The 19,879-nt window shown below is 36.8% G+C and carries 17 protein-coding genes and 1 tRNA gene; 9 read left to right on the top strand and 9 right to left on the bottom strand.

The features are described 5' to 3' along the window. The first annotated feature begins 27 nt into the window (after nt 1–27). From CGC47_RS05420 to CGC47_RS05440, 5 genes are read left to right on the top strand one after another with little or no spacing between them, the layout of a single operon-like run. A complete protein-coding gene (locus tag CGC47_RS05420; protein WP_232779644.1) occupies nt 28–411 on the top strand; it encodes a DUF2752 domain-containing protein in 384 nt (127 codons plus the stop codon). Next, nucleotides 408–839 carry a DUF4870 domain-containing protein gene (locus CGC47_RS05425; RefSeq protein ID WP_044729301.1) on the top strand — a complete coding sequence of 144 codons (432 nt, stop codon included), beginning with the start codon at nt 408–410 and terminating at the stop codon, nt 837–839. The genes CGC47_RS05420 and CGC47_RS05425 overlap by 4 nt, the downstream gene beginning before the upstream one ends. A 10-nt stretch (nt 840–849) precedes the next feature. Next, nucleotides 850–1,668 (top strand): M48 family metallopeptidase, encoded by an 819-nt coding sequence (locus tag CGC47_RS05430; protein ID WP_042000653.1) that lies wholly within the window; start codon nt 850–852, stop codon nt 1,666–1,668. 30 nt (nt 1,669–1,698) lie between these two features. Next, the gene (locus CGC47_RS05435) at nt 1,699–2,529 is read left to right on the top strand and encodes a hypothetical protein (protein WP_095900096.1); all 831 of its coding nucleotides are present in this window, start codon (nt 1,699–1,701) and stop codon (nt 2,527–2,529) included. A gap of 56 nt (nt 2,530–2,585) precedes the next feature. Then, entirely contained in the window at nt 2,586–3,770 is a 1,185-nt protein-coding gene (locus CGC47_RS05440) for a serine hydrolase domain-containing protein (RefSeq protein ID WP_013998081.1), read from the top strand. Here CGC47_RS05440 and CGC47_RS05445 read toward each other — a convergent pair. The 4 genes from CGC47_RS05445 to CGC47_RS05460 form a co-directional block, all read right to left on the bottom strand. Beyond that, nucleotides 3,767–5,185, bottom strand: coding sequence for a CCA tRNA nucleotidyltransferase (locus tag CGC47_RS05445; RefSeq protein WP_042000648.1), 1,419 nt, complete (start codon nt 5,183–5,185; stop codon nt 3,767–3,769). The two genes, CGC47_RS05440 and CGC47_RS05445, sit on opposite strands and share 4 nt — an antisense overlap. Before the next feature lie 53 nt (nt 5,186–5,238). After that, nucleotides 5,239–6,060 carry a 3-deoxy-8-phosphooctulonate synthase gene (kdsA, locus tag CGC47_RS05450; protein ID WP_042000645.1) on the bottom strand — a complete coding sequence of 274 codons (822 nt, stop codon included), beginning with the start codon at nt 6,058–6,060 and terminating at the stop codon, nt 5,239–5,241. A gap of 96 nt (nt 6,061–6,156) precedes the next feature. After that, nucleotides 6,157–6,351 carry a hypothetical protein gene (locus CGC47_RS05455; RefSeq protein ID WP_013998084.1) on the bottom strand — a complete coding sequence of 65 codons (195 nt, stop codon included), beginning with the start codon at nt 6,349–6,351 and terminating at the stop codon, nt 6,157–6,159. Next, entirely contained in the window at nt 6,296–6,985 is a 690-nt protein-coding gene (locus CGC47_RS05460; protein ID WP_044729304.1) for a MarC family protein, read from the bottom strand. The genes CGC47_RS05455 and CGC47_RS05460 overlap by 56 nt, the downstream gene beginning before the upstream one ends. A gap of 178 nt (nt 6,986–7,163) precedes the next feature. Here CGC47_RS05460 and CGC47_RS05465 point away from each other — a divergent pair, with 178 nt between their 5' ends. Beyond that, a complete protein-coding gene (locus CGC47_RS05465; protein WP_095900377.1) occupies nt 7,164–9,188 on the top strand; it encodes a M3 family metallopeptidase in 2,025 nt (674 codons plus the stop codon). A 28-nt stretch (nt 9,189–9,216) separates the two neighbouring features. After that, nucleotides 9,217–11,862 (top strand): MGH1-like glycoside hydrolase domain-containing protein, encoded by a 2,646-nt coding sequence (locus tag CGC47_RS05470; RefSeq protein WP_042000642.1) that lies wholly within the window; start codon nt 9,217–9,219, stop codon nt 11,860–11,862. Here CGC47_RS05470 and CGC47_RS05475 read toward each other — a convergent pair. From CGC47_RS05475 to CGC47_RS05485, 3 genes are all read right to left on the bottom strand, one after another. Further along, nucleotides 11,859–12,794: an alpha/beta hydrolase gene (locus tag CGC47_RS05475; protein ID WP_157799868.1), complete on the bottom strand. Its 936-nt coding sequence runs from the start codon at nt 12,792–12,794 to the stop codon at nt 11,859–11,861. The genes CGC47_RS05470 and CGC47_RS05475 overlap by 4 nt on opposite strands. Nucleotides 12,795–12,976: 182 nt before the next feature. Then, nucleotides 12,977–14,056: a mannose-1-phosphate guanylyltransferase gene (locus CGC47_RS05480; protein WP_042000683.1), complete on the bottom strand. Its 1,080-nt coding sequence runs from the start codon at nt 14,054–14,056 to the stop codon at nt 12,977–12,979. Between the two features lie 13 nt (nt 14,057–14,069). Next, nucleotides 14,070–14,675: a SprT-like domain-containing protein gene (locus CGC47_RS05485; protein ID WP_042000639.1), complete on the bottom strand. Its 606-nt coding sequence runs from the start codon at nt 14,673–14,675 to the stop codon at nt 14,070–14,072. Between the two features lie 217 nt (nt 14,676–14,892). Here CGC47_RS05485 and CGC47_RS05490 point away from each other — a divergent pair, with 217 nt between their 5' ends. Both CGC47_RS05490 and CGC47_RS05495 read left to right on the top strand, forming a co-directional pair. Continuing rightward, the gene (locus CGC47_RS05490) at nt 14,893–15,942 is read left to right on the top strand and encodes a branched-chain amino acid aminotransferase (RefSeq protein ID WP_042000636.1); all 1,050 of its coding nucleotides are present in this window, start codon (nt 14,893–14,895) and stop codon (nt 15,940–15,942) included. Nucleotides 15,943–16,045: 103 nt separating this feature from the next. Beyond that, nucleotides 16,046–16,119, top strand: a tRNA-Arg gene (locus tag CGC47_RS05495). Between the two features lie 266 nt (nt 16,120–16,385). Here the strand turns inward: CGC47_RS05495 and CGC47_RS05500 are convergent. Beyond that, nucleotides 16,386–18,464 (bottom strand): M16 family metallopeptidase, encoded by a 2,079-nt coding sequence (locus CGC47_RS05500; RefSeq protein WP_095900098.1) that lies wholly within the window; start codon nt 18,462–18,464, stop codon nt 16,386–16,388. 41 nt (nt 18,465–18,505) lie between these two features. Then, nucleotides 18,506–19,780: a M16 family metallopeptidase gene (locus CGC47_RS05505; protein ID WP_041913668.1), complete on the bottom strand. Its 1,275-nt coding sequence runs from the start codon at nt 19,778–19,780 to the stop codon at nt 18,506–18,508. Nucleotides 19,781–19,879: the final 99 nt, after the last annotated feature.

The raw sequence follows: 19,879 nt of genomic DNA on the forward strand, positions 1-19,879 counted from the left end.
TTGAAAAAGAAAAATTTTTATTTTTTTTTGGTCGCATTATGCTTTCTTGGTTGGGTTTGGTTAGTCTATAATCTTTTTTTTACGGCATACCATCACAACCAAGTAAGCATTTGTCTTTTCAAAAATGTTACGGGCGCTCCTTGTCCTTCGTGTGGAACGACACGATCGGTAATAAGTTTCTTTCAAGGTGATTTTATAAAAGCCTTGTTAACAAACCCAATAGGAATTGTAGGTTCTTTAGGGCTGTTATTGGCTCCGTTTTGGCTCATCTACGACTTTGTTTTACACAAAGATTCCTTTTTTCGAGCCTTTCTAATTTTTGAAAAATACTTAAAAAAACCTTATATTTACGTACCTTTTGCCATATTGATTTTATTAAATTGGATTTGGAATTTTTATAAAGACCTATGATTCTCACAAAACCTTTCCCGTATCGTGTAACTGAAAACGAAAAAGAAAGAGCCTCAAACGGCTATCTAATGTCAGTAATTGCCATTATTGCTGGAATGCCTCTACCTATCATCAATGTCTTGGCTACTCTCTTTTTCTATCTAGCCAACCGAAAGGGTACTTATTTTGTGCGTTGGCATTGTATGCAAGCACTACTCTCACAGCTTTCTGTACTATGTATCAATAGTGTGGGCTTTTGGTGGACGATTTCGGTAATTTTACAAGAAAAAGAACCGACAAATCTATATTTTGCTTACATCATCTCAGCATTTTTGTTCAACCTTACCGAGTTTATCGCAACCATTTACACTGCCGTGCAAACTCGAAAAGGAGAACACATCTCGTGGTGGTTTTATGGAGATTTAACAGAGACTATCGTACAAGAATAAAACAGTGATTATGAACAACATATACGCTCGTGGTTTTTTTGTGGTGTTTTCATTTTTAGGATTGTGGTTTTTGATGGCACAATTCAATTGGGAAAAACTCTTCAAAGTAAAAGAAAACACCCAGAGTATCGAAAAAAAATTAGGAGAACTGACCATTGACCTCTTTGTAAAAGAACACACCAAAGTGGAAGATAGTTACATAGTTCGTAGTGTGGATAGTTTAGTTACTAAAATTGCCGAGGCGAACCACATCTCCAAAAAAGGCTTAAAAGTTTATGTATTAAAAAATTCAGAAGTAAATGCCTTTGCACTACCTGATCGGCAACTTGTTATAAACACAGGACTTATTGAATCGGTGGACAAACAAGAGATGCTAAGCGGTGTTATCGCTCACGAGTTGGCTCATATCGAAAAGAAACACGTGATAAAGAAACTCACTCGTGAAATAGGGCTTTCAGTGCTGGTTTCTGTGATTTCTGGACAATCCGACCCTGGTGTTATATCGCAAATTGCTAAAACACTTTCTTCTTCAGCCTTCGACCGAAAAATGGAAAAGGAAGCCGATATGGTAGGAGTACAATATTTGCTTAATGCCAAAATCAATCCAGAGCCTTTAGCCGATTTTTTCTTCTTCTTGGAAGAAAGTGCAATGCCATCGGTAACGCAATGGATTAGTACCCACCCCATATCGACCGACCGAAGCGAGTACATTTTGAAATATCTTGAAGAGCAAGATGAAATCATCTTTGAAGATGCCATCAGTGCTCAAACTTGGAAAACTTTAAAAGAGAAGGTTTATAACATTGATGAAGAGCCTATTGAAGAATAGCAAAGTAACTCTAAAAACTCACTTTTGTCTATGAAAATACGTGTTTTGGTATGTATGTTGTATTGTGTTTTGATGGCACACCCATCTATAGCCCAAAGTAAAATTCAAAACGCAAAAAACAACCTTTCAACCTCTACCCATCAAGCAGTTATAACCGAAAGTACATCAAATACATCTTCGTCAAGTTCTTATCGGTCGGATAGCCTTTTGGCTGATTTTCTTTACTTTGTATTTTTTGAAATTTCTATAGGATTAACCTATCACATTCTCTTTGAAGGAATAGACGAAATAAACTCACCAATGTACCAAGCCAGTTTATCGCCTTACCCTTTCTACCAAAATCATAAAGGTGACTATCAGTATTATACCAATGATTTGGTTCGTTGGCGTTTAGATGTTGCTAATTATTACCTATCGGAAAAAGGAAAACTTTCAGCTAACTTTTTGGATTTAAAATTCCGATTGATGCGCCGATTAAGCATAAGTACCTCATACATAAGCTTTCGGGAAACCTTAATCCATCAAAAAGAAAAATTGGATTTATTTTGTACCAATTTAGATTATTACCGAGTAAGAACTCCTTATTTTTCAATGTATTGGGGCTTAGGTGCAGGATACATTGGCAACGGATTAAACCAGCTAGGCTTATCCGTAAAAACAGGTAGCGAAATATTCATAAAACCCTTTACCATTCAGGCTGATTTTGGTTATATTGCTTTTAAAAACAATGATATTACTCTATTTGCTATTGGACCCAAATACCACTTAAATCGGTATCATTTTGGGCTAAAATACCAATACAGCAACTTAGCAGGTAGTCGAGTTTCAGGCGTGAGTTTCGGGGCAGGATTTTATTTTTAACTTGTTTTTTTTGACGTAAATCTAACTTTCCCTCTTATCTTAACTCATCTCATAAAATGCCTCATCTAAAGTCTATCATTGGGTTTTCAATTTTATGCTGTTTTTTTCAGATTTCTTTTTCTCAAAATCTGCCAGAAAACTCTTTACTACAAAAAGAACTTACAGCTATAAAATCTTTTAAAGAAGCAAAGGAAGAAGCTGAAAAAATTATAAAATTTCTCATTGAAGACGGACAAGTACCTGGAGCATCAATAACAATCACCAAAGGCAACCACACCCTTTGGCAACAAGGCTACGGTTGGGCAAATATCCAACAAAAAACACCCATAAATCCCTCTAAAACCCTTTTTAGAGTAGCCAGTGTGTCTAAACCCATTTCTGCAACAGCTCTGGCTCAGTTACAAGATAAAAAATTGATGGATTGGAAGGCTTCAGTATATAAATACTTGCCTGATTTTCCGAAGAAAAACTTTGACTTTTCTATTGAGCAATTGGGCGGACATTTATCGGGCATACGAGGTTACAGAGGCAAAGAAATGTTTAGTAATAAACCTTTTAGCATAGAAGAGGGCATCGATATGTTTAAAAACGACCCCTTAATTGCTATCCCAGGCAGTGAGTATAATTACAATACCTTTAATTGGAATTTAATTTCACTTGCTGTGCAAAAACATCTTAAAAAACCTTTTGAGAATATTGTCTTTGAAGAAGTTTTGCAACCACTTTCGATGTACAACACCCTTGCCGATAGAGGAAAAGTTACTGAAAATCAATCTATTCCTTACAGCAAAAACAAAAGAAGTTTTACCATAGCTCCCGCTGTAAATAACTTTTACAAACTTGCTGGAGGCGGATTTTTATCTACTTCGGAGGACATTGCTCGTTTGGGTAACGCACTACTGGATAAAAACTTCTTATCGGAAAACACAAAAACACAGATGCTTACCTCACAATATACCACCGATAAACAAAAAACAGGCTATGGTATCGGTTGGCAAACAGGCAACGATTGGAAAGGCAGACCTTATTTTGGGCATATCGGCAACGGCATTGGCGGATATGCTTGGTTTTATGTTTACCCTGAACCGCAAGTGGTAATTGTAATGCTTTTCAATGTAACCAATCCGAAAATAGAGATATACACAAAAAGATTTATTGATTTAATTTTAAGAGGAATAGAAGCCGAAAACATCAAAATTTCGGAAGATACGGTAAAAAAGTTGAAAGTAAATCAGAATTAAAACTTCAGTTGCATTTTTCGAGCTTTTTCAAACATAAACGTTTTTGCCGCCTCATATTCATTAGGAATTTTTCCTTCCAAAATAGCTTCTTTTATGGCTTCTTTAAGTATGCCAATCTCTGGAGAAGGTTTTAAATTGAAAATAGCCATAATTTCTTCCCCTGATATAGGTGGCTGAAAATTACGTATATGGTCTTTTTCTTCCACTTCCACCACTTTCTGACGTACAATTTGAAAATTACGATGATATTTCTGGAATTTTTTAGGGTTTTTAGTAGTGATATCAGCCTCACAAAGAGTCATCAAATCCTCAAAATCATCACCAGCATCAAACACCAAACGCCTTACAGCAGAATCAGTTACTACGTCTTCAGCAATAACAATAGGGCGAGAACTCATACGCACCATTTTTTGAACATACTTCATTTTTTCGTTCAAAGGCATACGCAATCGTTTAAAAATCTGGAAGACCATTTTGCTTCCTAAAAACTCGTGCCCGTGGAAAGTCCAACCGATTTTTTTGTCAAATCGTTTGGTAGGCGCTTTACCGATATCGTGCAATAGGGCAGCCCAACGCAGCCATAAATTATCTGTATGCTGTGCGATGTTATCCACCACTTCGAGGGTATGCCAGAAATTGTCTTTATGGAGTTGTCCTTCCTTTTCCTCCACCCCTTGAAGTTGAATCAACTCAGGAAGTATGTAATGAAGTAAGCCCGTAGTGTACAAAAGCTTAAGACCCACAGAAGGTTTTTCACAAGCCAATATTTTGTGAAGTTCATCAACGATACGTTCGTTAGAAATGATTTTTATTCGCTCTTTATTCCGAGTAATCGCTAGTAATGATTCTTCTTGAATTTGAAAGTTCAACTGACAAGCAAAACGAATGGCGCGCATCATTCGTAGGGGGTCATCACTATAAGTAATATCGGGGTCGAGTGGTGTGCGTATGATTTTGTTTTTCAAGTCGGAAACACCATCAAAGGGGTCAATAAGCGCTCCAAAATCAGCTTGAGAGAGCGAAAGAGCCATCGCATTTATGGTAAAATCCCTACGATTTTGGTCGTCTTGCAAAGAACCGCTTTCCACATAAGGTTTTCTGGAATTGCTCTGATAGCTTTCCTTTCGAGCTCCCACAAATTCCAAATCCAAATCTTTAGCCTTAATCATTGCTGTGCCAAAATTCTTATACACAGAGACTTTTGGGTTTCCACAGAGTTTTTCAGCTACTTTCTCTGCTAAAGAAATTCCACTACCAATACAAACGACATCAATGTCTTTAGGCAATCTTCTTCCCAAAAGAAAATCACGAACGAAGCCCCCTACCACATAGCTTTCCAACGCTATTTCATTGGCTACTTGGCTAATAAGTAAAAAAATAGGGTCTTTTAACGCTTCTTTATGATTTTGAGACATTGAATACAGATTTGATTACGTTTTGTGATTTTGTTTTCAGTGATTTAACTGAATTAGAACTGATTGATGGTTTTTCGGATGGCTACAAGTCTGGTTAAAAGTCCTTCCAACAAATCCAAATGAAGCATATTAGCTCCGTCGCTTTTGGCGTTAGCAGGATCGAAATGAGTTTCAATAAACAACCCATCAGCTTGATTTACAATACCTGCTCGGGCAATGGTTTCAATCATTTCAGGTCTTCCACCAGTTACGCCAGAGGTCTGATTGGGTTGTTGCAGCGAATGAGTAACATCAAGCACCACAGGGGCAAATTCACGCATAGTGGGGATACCTCGAAAATCAACAATCATATCTTGATAACCAAACATTGTACCTCTATCAGTAACTAATGTATTGGGATTGCCACAGTCTATTACTTTTTGTACCGCGTGTTTCATACTTTCAGGACTCATAAACTGCCCTTTTTTCAAGTTGACCACCTTCCCTGTTTTTGCAGCCGCCACCACCAAATCGGTCTGACGTACCAAAAAAGCAGGAATTTGCAATACATCAACATATTCAGCTGCCATTTGGGCATCAGAAACCTCGTGAATATCAGTAATAGTAGGAACACCAAAAGTTTCGCCTACTTTTCGTAAGATTTTCAAGGCTTTTTCGTCACCAATTCCTGTAAAAGAATCGATACGACTGCGATTCGCCTTTTTAAAACTCCCTTTGAAAACATAAGGGATACGGAGATTTTCCGTGATTTTAACTATTTTTTCAGCAATTTGCATTGCCATTGTCTCGCCCTCAATAGCGCAAGGTCCTGCCAACAAAAAAAACATACCTTGCTCATTATTTGTAAGTTGCGATATACTATTTAATTTACTCATCTTTATTCTTAATTAAAAAAAACAGCACAAAGACACTAGCCTTGACTGGTTAATCACCAAGCAAAGGTAAAAAATATAATTCGGCTAAAAAATTATTTATTTCAGCTTGTCGTTGATTTTTCTGGAAACATAAAGCAATGCTAGTAGCATCAAGGCGCATAAAGCGGCAACAATGGCTATGATAGCCACCATACTATTGCCCGAAAACGGATTGTCCAAATCAATGTAAGTAATATTAAACCCTATAAGTACAAGGGCTACTATTACCAAAATAATAGATAAAATTTTCATTGTATGCTGTTTTTTCCTCAGTTTTTTTCAATAGCTCTTCAGTTTGTTTCTCTTTGATGAGAATCATAAGTTTACTTCCGTTTTCTGCAAAAAGTTTTATAGCAATGGCAAGTAAAATCACACCGAAAACTTTACGCACAATACTAATACCTTGTTTACCTAAAAAATCATATATTTTTTTAGCAGATTTAAGCACTAAGTAAACAATAATCAGGTTAATAAGAATGGCAACAATAATGTTTTCGGTATGATATTTAGAGCTGTAATTCAAAATCATTGTTAAAGAAGTAGCTCCTGCAATGAGCGGAAAAGCAATAGGTACGATTGAAGCCGTTTCGGGGTGGTCATCTCGGTAAAGCGAAATACCCAAAATCATCTCTAAAGCAAAAAAGAAAATAATAAAAGAACCCGCTATAGCGAAGGTTTGCTCGGTAAGCCCTATAAACTCCAATATTTCCTTACCTAAAAAGAGAAAAGCAATCATCAAAAGCCCAGCCACTATGGTAGCTTTTTCCGAATGGATATGTCCCACTTTTTTCCGTAAGTCCAATACAATGGGAATACTCCCAATGATATCTATCACAACAAATAATTCAGCAGCAATTGTTCGAATTTCGGCTAAATCAAAGTTCATTGGTTACAAATTTAAAAATTATCCTGATTTTTGAGGCAAAAATAATAAAATTCAGCATATCAAAAACAACTATCAACTCCATTTATTTTTACATTTTTAAGCCGAAGCGACTCTTAAAAAAGATTTACATCCGAACAATTTGCGTATTTTTGCCCCTCACTTACAGATTCAAATAAAAATGACTATTAAAAATATTTTTTCCACCCCTTACGACACAGCTCCTTTTAGCCAATTTGGGGTTACAGATTATAAACCTGCCATTGAAAACGCTATTACCGAAAGTTTAGCTGAAATTGAGCAAATTACTAACAATTCAGAAATACCTACTTTTGAAAATACCATTGAGGCATTGGCTTTTTGTGGCGAAAAGTTAGACCGATTATCGTCAATGTTCTTTAATCTTAACAGTGCTGAAACCAGCCCTTTGATGCAAGAACAAGCCCAGCTAATTTCGCCTATTTTAACTGATTACACCAATGATATTCGGCTAAATACCGCTCTTTTTCAGCGCATCAAGGTGGTTTATGAGCAAAAAGAAACCCTTTCTTTGTCTGCCGAAGAACAAACACTTTTGGAAAACACTTACAAAAGTTTTACCCGAAATGGCGCCAACTTACCCGAAGAAGAAAAACAAAAACTGCGTGAGATTGATAAAAAACTCGCCGCTTTAAGTCTGCATTTCGGTGAAAACGTACTTGCTGAAACCCAAAATTACGAACTACTCATCACCGATGAAAACGACCTTAAAGGTTTGCCCGAGCAAGTGATTGAAGCCGCTGCTCAATTAGCTCAGGAAAGAAACAAAAAGGGTTGGATTTTTACTCTTGATTTTCCAAGTTATGTGCCTTTTCTGAAATATGCCAAAAATCGTGATTTACGAAAAACTCTTTTTTTAGCTTACAGCAGCAAAGGTTTTCATAACAATAAACACAATAACGAAGAAACCGTGCTTGAAATTGTAAAGCTGCGAGAACAAAGAGCCAAATTATTAGGTTACAACAATTATGCACATTTCGTTTTGGAGGAACGTATGGCACAATCCCCCGAAAAAGTAAATATTTTTCTAAAAGACTTACTCCAAAAGGCACTCCCTGCTGCCAAACACGAATTGGAAGATTTAAAAAAATATGCCTTTGAGAAAGACGGCATCATCGACCTACAAAAATGGGATACTTCTTACTATGGTGAAAAACTCAAACAAGAGCGTTTTGAGTTTGATGATGAAATTCTGAAACCTTTTTTTCGTTTAGAAAACGTGGTAGAAGGAATGTTTAAAATAGCTCATCGGCTTTACGGATTGCATTTTACTCCAACAAACGCCATTGATAAATACCACCCCGAGGTGGATACTTACCTCGTTACCGATGATCAAAACAACGAAGTAGCCGTTTTTTACACTGATTTTCATCCGCGCGTAGGCAAACGAAACGGAGCTTGGATGACTTCCTTCAAAAACCAATATAAGCGGTATGGCGTAAATTCTCGTCCGCATATTTCCATCGTTTGCAATTTTACTCGTCCCACAAAAAGCGAACCTTCACTGCTTAATTTCAACGAAGTAACCACCCTCTTCCACGAATTCGGACACGCGCTTCACGGTATGTTGGCAAACACTACCTATCCGAACCTCAGTGGAACCAACGTCTATTGGGATTTCGTGGAACTTCCCAGCCAAATTATGGAAAATTGGTGTTATGAACCGGAAGCCTTAGCCTTATTTGCCCATCATTACAAAAACAACACACTCATTCCCATTGATTTAGTTAACAAAATCAAAGAAGCAGCCACCTTTATGGAAGGTATGCAAACCATACGTCAGCTGAGTTTCGGTTTATTAGATATGGCTTGGCATACTTATCCTTCAAATGAAATAAAAAACGTAAAATCTTTTGAAAATGAAGCGATTTCAGCTGCTGAAATCCTACCTAATATAGATGAAATTTGTACCTCAACGGCGTTTTCTCATATTTTTCAAGGAGGATATGCCTCAGGATATTATAGTTACAAATGGGCGGAGGTACTTGACGCTGATGCTTTTGAGTTTTTTTCCGAAAACGGAATTTTCAATCGAGAAACAGCAGATAAATTCAAAGAACACATTTTAAGCAAAGGAGGAAGCGAACACCCGATGACGCTTTATGAACGTTTCCGAGGAAAGAAACCTTCAGCAGAGGGACTGCTCAAACGTGCTGGACTCATATAAATCATCGTTTTAAAACAAAAAATACATTATGGACAATTTTTCTACTTTTGAATCTTCGGAAAAGCAACGTATTGAAGAAAAAAACAAACGCGAAAAACAATGGCTCAATTGGGGACCCTATCTCAGTGAACGCCAATGGGGAACTGTTCGTGAAGATTACAGCGCCAATGGCGATGCTTGGAATTACCTCTCGCACGACGATGCCCGAAGCCGAACCTACCGCTGGGGGGAAGACGGACTGGCTGGAATCTCAGACCGATTGTGTAACATTTGCCTCTCCGTAGCCCTTTGGAACGGAAAAGACCCCATACTTAAAGAACGACTCTACGGACTAAGCAACAATCAAGGCAACCACGGGGAAGACGTTAAAGAATTGTACTATTATTTAGACAATACCCCTACTCACGCCTATATGAAATACCTCTACAAATACCCTCAAAATGAGTTCCCTTATCAACTTTTGGAACAAACCAATGCAGAACGTGGGCTTCACGACCCCGAATTTGAACTCATTGAGACAGGTATTTTCGACCAAAATGCCTATTTCGACATTCAAATTGAATACGCCAAAGCCAGTGAAAACGATATTTTTATGAAGATAACGGCAACCAATCAAGGCGATGAAACGGCACCACTGACCCTACTACCTACTCTTTTGCTTCGTAATTATTGGAGCTTTATCGAAATTGATAAAAAACCAGAAATTATTTTGGAAAGCGATAACCAAAACCATTTTGTGCGTATCGAACACGAGAGTTTAGGCACTTATTATTTGTATTTCGACCGCGCCTTACATCATCTATTCACTGAAAATGAAACCAATGACGAAAAAATACATTGTCACCCTAACGATCATCCTTTCAAAAAGGATTTGTTTCATACAGCAGTAATTTCAGGAGATATCTCTCTACCAACACAGCGCAAACACGGCACAAAGTTTGCCCCAATGTATCAATTTGATATTGAAGCAAAAAGCAGTAAAACCATTTTTCTTCGATTATCTAATCAAAAACAAAATCAGCCCTTTATCCATTGTGAAAATTTATTTTTACAAAGAGCTAAAGAGTGTGACGATTTTTATCGGGATATTCTTAAACCTAAAAGCGAAGAACTATTCTATATTCAAAAACAAGCTCTTTCAGGATTACTTTGGAGCAAACAATACTACTATTTTGACGTTGAGAAATGGCTGGAAGGCGACCCTAAACAACCCCAGCCCCCAAAACAACGTTGGCAAGGCAGAAATGCCCATTGGCAAACACTACGCAATCACGATATTTTGCTGATGCCTGACAAATGGGAATATCCGTGGTACGCCTCGTGGGATTCAGCTTTCCACTGCGTGAGTATGGCAATGATTGATAGTCAGTTTGCTAAAGAGCAACTGCTACTATTTACTAAAGAATGGTATATGAAGCCCAACGGGCAGATACCGGCTTACGAATGGAATTTCAGTGATGTCAATCCTCCTGTACAGCCTTGGGCTACGGTAATGATTTATCTTATAGATAAAAAACAAACAGGAAAAGCTGATATTGCTTTCCTTAAACGTATGTTTAACAAACTTACCGTAAATTTCACTTGGTGGGTTAACCGATTAGACCGTACTGAAAACAACGTTTTTGAAGGTGGATTTTTAGGACTAGATAACATCGGGATTTTCGACCGCAGTCAAGGCATTCCTGGGGTAAAAGTTTTAGAACAAGTTGATGGTACAGCTTGGATGGCTCTTTATTGTCTTTCTATGCTAAAAATCAGCCTTGAAATTTCAAAAGAAGACGAATCCTATGAAGAAATGGCAACCAAATATTTTGGTCACTTCATTCATATTGCCAAAGCCTTAAACCATATGAACGAAGAAAACAAGGGAATTTGGGACGAAAACGACGGCTTTTTTTACGACAAAATCATCTTCCACGATGGAAATTCAAAGTTGGTAAAAGTACGTTCGGTGGTAGGTATGCTTGCCTTAATCGCTGTATTGTATATCGACAAAGAAACTTTAGACCGTCTCCCACGATTTAAAAATAGTTTTTCGTGGTTTAAAAAACACCGAATGAACAAATTAAAACACCCTATCATCCAAACTCAAGCATCAGATGATGGTATTTTATTGTCTTTGGTACCTAAAAACCGAATCGCTAAGCTCATACGTACACTCATCAACGAAAAAGAATTTTTAAGCGACTATGGCATTCGTTCGCTTTCAAAAGTATATGAAAATCCTTTTTCAGTGCCTCTTGAAGGCAATAATTACCAAATTGCTTATGACCCTGCCGAATCTACCAGCCACCTCTTTGGAGGCAATAGCAATTGGCGAGGACCTATATGGTTTCCTATCAACTATATTTTGATTGATGCCTTACGCGAATTATCTCATTTCTATGACGATACTAAATTTGAATTTCCTACTGGAAATAGCGAAAATCAACTCAATTTTAAAGAGATTTCAAATGAAATTAGCAAACGTTTAATCCGTATTTTTGAAAAAGACAAACAAGAAAACCGCCCCGTAAACTTGTTGCATCAGGATTTATATCAAAGAGAAGCCTTCAAACACTTAATTCTATTTTACGAGTATTTCCACGGCGATAACGGACGAGGTGTGGGGGCTTCGCACCAAACTGGGTGGACTGCCTTGGTAGCCAACCTAATAGAAGAATTATATAACTAATTTTGAGTGAGAAAATCAGTAATTTGCTTTACAAGTTCTGTTGAAATAGGGTATTTGGGGTTGATGTATGTTTGTTGATTCTCGTAAAGATTATTTGCTATTTTAAGCACGTGTGTCATATTTTCAATAATTACCAATCGGCTATCACTGGCTACGGTGTGCATTTTCTTTGCATCGGCTGGGCTTACTTGCAAATCGGAAGTACCGTTAATAATCAGTATCGGGAGCTGTAGCTTTCGGATTTCTTGAACGGGCGTGTATTTGTTGTATGATTGTAAGAATTTCAGATTTACTGGGGCAAAAATCGAAATCAAAAACGGATGTACCTGAGCGATATTTCCCGTTTCCATCAACTCCTGAAAGTGCTCTTTGGCTTTATCGGCAAGTGCTGGAGACTGCTTTCTAAGCTGAGCTACAAGAGTTTGCTCGACATTTTCAGAAGGACCCGCTACACAAATTAGACGACTAATATCGCTATCAATAGCCAACATCGCTACCAAAGCCCCTTGGCTATGCCCCAACAAGTTGACTGATGAAAAACGCTCATCATTACGGAAGTAGGATATGATTGCCTTAACGTCTGACACAAAATCCTCAAAACAAATGGATTGACTAAGAAGTGCCTTATTTTTAGTGTTTGCCGTACGTTTATCATAACGAAAAATAGCAATACCTTTTGCAACCAAAGAATCTGCTAACTGCTGAATATAAGAAGCTTGTACAAAAGTATTAGGTTGATTACCATTTCGGTCTATATTGCCTGAACCTGGCACATAAATCAGCAGTGGAGACTTGATTTTGTCTGGAAGTTGCAAAACCCCATCAATAGCAAAATCTCCATTGGTTAGCTGTATTTCTTGTGACTTTTTAACCTCTTGGGCGTTAATCACCGTTAAAAATAAAACGCTCAAAACGACTAGTAATGCCTTCATAATTTTCATTTTAAGGTAAAAGTATAATATTAGTCGAACTTTCCCAATTTTTATATGTTAATTTTTATTGCATTTGCCCTTTGATAGTGAATAAAACGATATTTTGATAAAAAAATCTCAAAGGTAATCAAGGGTTATATTTGAGATTTTATTTCATTTTCAGGAAGTTATTTCCCTTAAAATCAACCTAAATGGTCACCAAATTTAACCTTGACTTCATTGAGTATTTCTTTGATTTGCTGTTCTTTATACTTAGGATATATCAAAAGAACTTCTTCTTTATCAACAACAATATAATCATCAAGTTCGTCAATAATCACAATTTTTTTATTTTCAGTTCGTACGATGTTATTCTTGGCACTTTTAAAAAGCACTTGGGCATTGACCGTGGCGTTTTGCTGTTCATCTTTAGGCAATTTTTCGTGAAGAGAGCCCCAAGTACCCAAGTCGTTCCAATCAAAATGAGCTGGATATACAAAAATATTATCCGAAGGCTCTAAAATCGCATAATCTACCGAAATATTTTCTGCCTTAGGATATTGTTCTTTAATAAAATCTGCCTCAGAAGAAGTGTTGTAATATTGATTCCCTGCCTCAAAAAGAGCAAAAAGCACGGGTTGATATTTTTCAAACTCTTTTAAGACACTACTTACGCTCCATACAAAAATCCCAGCATTCCACAGAAAATTTCCTTCATTTAAAAAGGATTTTGCCGTTTCATAATCAGGCTTTTCACGAAATTTATTTACTTTTTTAATGTGCCGTTGTGTTTGCTTTTCATACTGAATATAGCCGTATCCCGTATTGGGAAAAGTAGGTACAATCCCCAAAGTCATCAAAATATCTGAAGTTTTAGCAGCTTCAAAACACGCTTTTACATCAGATATGAAAGCTATTTCATTTTCAATCCAATGGTCGCTAGGAGCAACAATCATTACAGCATTGGGGTTTTTCTGCTTGATTTTCATAGCCGCATATAAAATACAAGGTGCTGTATTTCGCATACAAGGCTCTGAAACCACATTCTCTGAGTGTAAATCGGGTAATTGCTGGTGAACCAAATCAAAATACATCGCATTGGTAAGCACCAATATATTTTCTTTGGGAATAAAACCACTCAAACGGTCAAACGTTTTCTGTAGTAGCGTTCTTCCCGAACCCAACATATCGTGAAATTGCTTAGGATAATCTGAAGTGCTTATAGGCCAAAAGCGAGAGCCTATCCCTCCTGCCATAATTACTGCATAATGATTGATATCCATCATAAAAATAAAGTTATTGTGTAATGCGAAGAGGCTCCACCTCGGCGTGAGGCTGAAATATAAAAATTCGTCCTGAACTAACCTCTAAACATTCGTATCTTTTAATTCGTTTTTTACCTTTTTGAAATACCCTCCCATCATCGGTTCGAAAAATACTACCTAAAGGGAGCTCAAATATATAATTTTTATCGTGCTGTTGATCATATTTTTTCAAAGCTACCGACAAGTGTACATCAATGTCACTACTAGCCGTTGGATTTTTAAAATGCCTTGCTACAACCTGAAGTAACTGTGCTGGAAAAATTTCAGGACGAATAAAAGGCAACATCAATTGCTGAAAAGTATATTTCCACTCCTGTCCGTGAGGTTTTATCTGTCTTCCAAAGCGTTGAAAAGCCACCAAATGAGCTATTTCGTGGATTAACGTGATTAAAAAACGATACTTATTCCCCCCTGCATTAACAGTAATTTGATGCTGACCATCAGGCAACAACCGATAATCTCCGTGTCTGGTACGTCGCTCGTTTACAATTTTTAAATGCACTTTGTAGTGCTTTATCATTTCAAAACAAACCAACACAGCTTTCTCAGGAATATATCTACCTAAAATTTGTTCCATCAAGCAAATGTAATCATTTTTTTCTAAATTTTTAAGGAATATTTTAAAGAGGTACATTCGGCACATTCAACCCCAAGTGCAATTTTTTTATACCACGAATTTATAAAATAAATTTCAGGCTATCAAAAATGGAATCTTGATACCTAATCTTACTTTATTCGAGAAATAATTTCAGAATTCATAATAATTCAATACATTCGCATAAAAAATTAATGTTATGAATTTAGAGATAGAACGCGTAAAACAAAGTCGTATCGGTCAAGTAGATTTTTCCAACTTGGCTTTCGGAAAAATATTTTCAGATCATATGTTTTTCTGCCATTATAAAGACGGTCAATGGCAGCAACCTCAAATAAAACCTTACGCTCCGATTACCTTAGAGCCTTCAGCCAGCGTATTTCATTACGGTCAGGCGGTTTTTGAAGGAATGAAAGCTTACAAGGATGATGCTGGAGATATATTTCTCTTCCGCCCTTTTGAAAACTATCGTCGTTTAAATAAATCCTCAAAGCGCTTAGCTATCCCTGAATTTCCCGAAGAATGGTTTGACCAAGGTTTGCGTCAGCTACTTAAAATAGATAGCGATTGGATTCAGAAAGGATTTGGTAATTCCTTATATATACGTCCGTTTGTTATTGCTATGGCACCTGGAGTAATGGCCTCACCTTCAAAAGAGTATATGTTTTTCATCATCACCTCTCCAGTACAATCGTACTACGGAGGAGATGTAAAGGTAAAAATAGCTGACTATTACAGCCGTGCTGCCAATGGTGGTTTTGGGGCAGCAAAGGCAGCAGGAAACTATGCTGGGCAGTTTTATCCTACTCAATTGGCTATTCAAGAAGGCTACCAGCAAATCATCTGGACAGACGACACCTCCCACGAGTATTTGGAAGAAGCTGGAACAATGAACCTATTTTTCCGTATTGATGACACATTGATTACTTGCCCAACCAGCGATCGTATATTAGATGGAGTAACCCGAAAAAGCGTTATTACTATGGCAGAAAAATTAGGAATTAAAGTTGAGGTTCGTCCTGTAAAAGTCCAAGAATTAGTACAAGCTGCTGAAAAGGGTACGCTTCAAGAAATTTTTGGTAGCGGAACGGCTGCAGTTATCAGTCCCATCAGCGGATTTGGCTACAACGGAAAAGACTATACCTTTACACGTCCTGAAAAAACATACGCACAAACCATTAAAGACGCTATTTTGAATATACAATACAATAAAACCGACGATCCTTTTGGTTGGCGTATTAAAATTTAATGACATAACCACCTCATAACAAGAAAAAAATTTATTTTTTTGAAAAATAACGAGACAACACTTGTATAGAACTAAAAAAGTTGTATATTTGCATCCACATTTAGGCCTCGTAGCTCAACTGAATAGAGCACTTGATTACGGCTCAAGAGGTTTCAGGTTTGAATCCTGACGAGGTCACAAAACACAAAATAACTCTCTGTAAAACAGAGAGTTATTTTTTTTAGAAGTAGCAGATATTTGCTCTTCATTCATCTTCAATAAAGCTTATCCTGATTTAGCCTTTAAATTATCAAAAAAAAGTAAATCAAAAAAAATTACCGATTGGAGTTTGCTCTTTAAACCATAAACTGAATACTAAATCATATCTCTTTTCCATAAAAATACCCCCAAAATAGTGTATCACTTTTTTGAGGGTAATTATAGCGAACTACTTTTTAAGTAATTTATTCAAAATCAGCATCTGAAACATCACTATTTATCTTGATTTCTTGAACTTTAAAATCTAAAGTTTGTCCCATTATCGCAATGGATATTGTAAAAGGAAATTTAACCCCGTTTACTTCTTTGTAATCTTTGTAAAACACCGTGTTTTCAATAGTTTGTCCGTTCATTTCTTGAGTAGAAACTTCTTTGATTTTGAGTCCACTTGAAATGCTGTAAAACACATTTTTGTTAACGGTTACTTGCAAGTTATAAGCCTCTTCTTCGCCTACTTTTTCAACTCCCACCAGTGTAACTTCTGGATGATTTTTAAAATGATTTTCAGGAAAAATACCACTTTCTTGTTGTAAAACAGCTAAATCTTTACCTTCAATAGAAACTCTTTGCCCCTGAACTTCAGCATATCCGCTATTGCCATTGTAAACTTGTTTTGAAACCACATTGCCCATCATACTCAACGTTTGATTGAACTTATTTTGTTTGCTTCTTTTAATAGCAATATCAAGAGTCATTCCTTGAACTTCAGCTTTTCCGAAAGTTGCCGTGGTTTTCACTGCATTCACGGCTTGAGGGCTTCCTAAGGCGTTGAAATATTTTTCGATTACATTTTGAGCAGTAACATCGTTAGGTATAACCTGATTTTTAGGAGCTTCTGTTCTATTACCAAATTTATCAAAATAAAATACAGGCATCGCTTTTCCGTTGTGAGTAAGAGCTTCCAATTTGGGCGCAACCTCACTACCTTTCCCTACGATAGTAAATCTTAAATTATTGGTTTTGAAATATTTGTTTACCACCCGTTTAATATCTTCTTTGGTAACAGCATTGATGTTGGCAATGTAATTTTTATAAAAATCCTCAGGGAGATTTTGGGTTTTGATATTGATGGCATACTGTGCCATAGTTGCCGGATTTTCAGTAGCCATAATAAACTTACCTAAATATTGTGCTTTAGCTTGAGCAAGGCTTTTATCGGTTACATATTCTTCACGGATACGATTTACTTCTTTCAAAATTTCAACCACAGCACTATCAGTTACCGCATTGCGTACCTTGGTTTGAATTTTAAAATTTGATTTCGTCCATTTATTAGTACCTACGGAAGACCCCGCGCCATAAGTAAAGGCGTGTTTTTCACGAAGATTCATATTGATGTAGCTTCCAAAATCACCTCCTAAAATATGGTTTGCAATTAAAACAGCAAAGAAGTCTTTATTGGAAAGCGTTAAATCTACCAAGTTATTTACTCGAATCTCCGATTGAACGGCATTGGGCATATCCACAAAATTGATTTGGGTGTATTGCACATCGGTAGGAGAGCTTACCGTTTTTTGCATCGCCGTTGAAGGCATCCAATTGTAAAAGTGTTTAGAAATCAACTCTTTTGCTTGTTCTTCCTTAATATCTCCTGAAACTACCATATACACATTAGCAGGAGAAAAATGGTCTTTATAGAAGCTATTAACATCTTCCAAAGTAATACTATTGATGGTTTGTTCGGTGGCGTACTCTCCGTAAGGATGCTGACTGCCGTAGATTAAAACTCCTTGTACTCGTGAAGCGATAGCATCGGCACTATTTTCTCCAGATTTAATACCTTGAATCAGTCGAGCCTTTTCTTTATCCAATTCTTCTTGAGTAAAATTAGGGTTTAGTGCTGCATCAGCCATCATTTCTACAATTCGTGGAAAATATTTAGGTAAAGACGATGCACTACCACCACCAGTAGACAAATGAATGCTTCCTCCTAAAAAATCAACTTCTTCATTGAAATCATCTTTCGAAATGTTTTTTGAACCATTACCCATCATTGAAGACGTTAGGTCTGAAATCCCTGCTTTATCGCCTTCTGCAAAGGGAGCTACATCCATAACAAAACTTAATCGAACCCAAGGAAGCTTATGATTTTCAACCACTAAGAGCGTAATTCCGTTGGGTAATTTATGAATAGCCGGAGTTTTTAGATTGATAGCTGGAGTTTTGCCTGGCTTAGGCATTTTTGAACGATTATTTTGTGCCATAGTTACTACTGTGAAACAAGTAATTAAAAGCGTAATTATAAATTTGATATTTTTTTTCATATTTATCAATACTTTAAATGGATAATTGTTTTTGTAAAAACTTATTTTTTAGTGCTTTCTGGCAAGTAATCCAAATCCAAACGTTGGTTCGGGTTTAGGTATTCTCTGGCAGCACGTTGGATGTCTTCACGAGTGATAGAACGATAAATTTCTACCGATTTATTGATTAAATTGGTGTCTTTGTAGAAGGTGTAATAATCGGCTAACGACAAGGCAATTCCCTCTGTACTTTGATTAGAGTTTACGAAATTAGTCTCTATTTGATTGCGAAGTTTCTCAAATTCGCGCTCAGAGATGAGTTGGTTTTGTAGTTTTTCAATTTCTTGGTCAATGTCTTTTCCTAAATCATCTAAACTTACTCCTGCCATAGGCAAAGCCCCAATGATGTATGTGCCGTAATCTTCTTGAGAATCAGAAAAAGCCAATACTTGCAAAGCTGATTTTTTATCATCTACCATTTTTTTATACAAACGTGAACTTTTTCCTCCTGAAAGAATCGATGAAATCAGGTTTAAAACATAGGCATCTTTTTCTTTCATTCCTGGAGTGCGGTAAGCATATAATTTCATCGGAATCTGAATATTTGCATCGTATTCAGTAACTTTGATGGTCTGTTTTATAGGCTCTTCTTGAATATCCACTCGCTTGGGCTTTGCAGCCGTATTAGGGATTTTTCCGAAATACTTTTCAATCCATTTTTTAGTTTGTGCAATGTTAATATCACCTGCAACTACCAAAACAGCATTGTTAGGATTATAAAATTTCTTCTTAAAGGCGATGAATTCGTCTAAGGTGGCAGCATCTAAATGCTCCATACTCCCGATAACGGATTGTCCGTAAGGATGTTTTTTAAACAAATGAGGATTTACGCCCGTTCGGTAAATGATTTTTCCGTAAGGCGCATTGTCAATACGTTGACGCTTTTCTTCTTTAACCACCTCATTTTGAGTATCCACCCCTACTTGATTGATTACTGGGTGTAACAAGCGCTCGGATTCCATCCAAAGGGCTAATTCCAAATTATTGGAAGGGAAAACCTCATAGTAGTAAGTTTTGTCTTGTGTAGTAAAGGCATTATTTCTTCCACCATTTGAAGAAACAATATCGAACCATTTACCACGTTCAATATTTTTAGTTCCTTCAAAGAGAAGATGTTCAAAAAAATGAGCGAATCCTGTACGTGTAGGGTCTTCGTCTTTTGCCCCAACGTGATACATCACTCCAGTGGTAACCACGGGTGCAGAATTGTCCTGATGTAAAATTACGTGTAAGCCATTGGCTAAATCATACTCTTCAAAAGCAACTTCTTGTGCCATAGATAAGCCTCCTGTAAGTAAAAATGCGGTTAATAAATGTCCCTTCATATTTATTAAATATTTATTTTATTTCTGTGTGCTAAAATATAAAAATATTTC

The sequence above is a fragment of the Capnocytophaga canimorsus genome, from assembly GCF_002302565.1.
Lineage (GTDB): Bacteria > Bacteroidota > Bacteroidia > Flavobacteriales > Flavobacteriaceae > Capnocytophaga > Capnocytophaga canimorsus.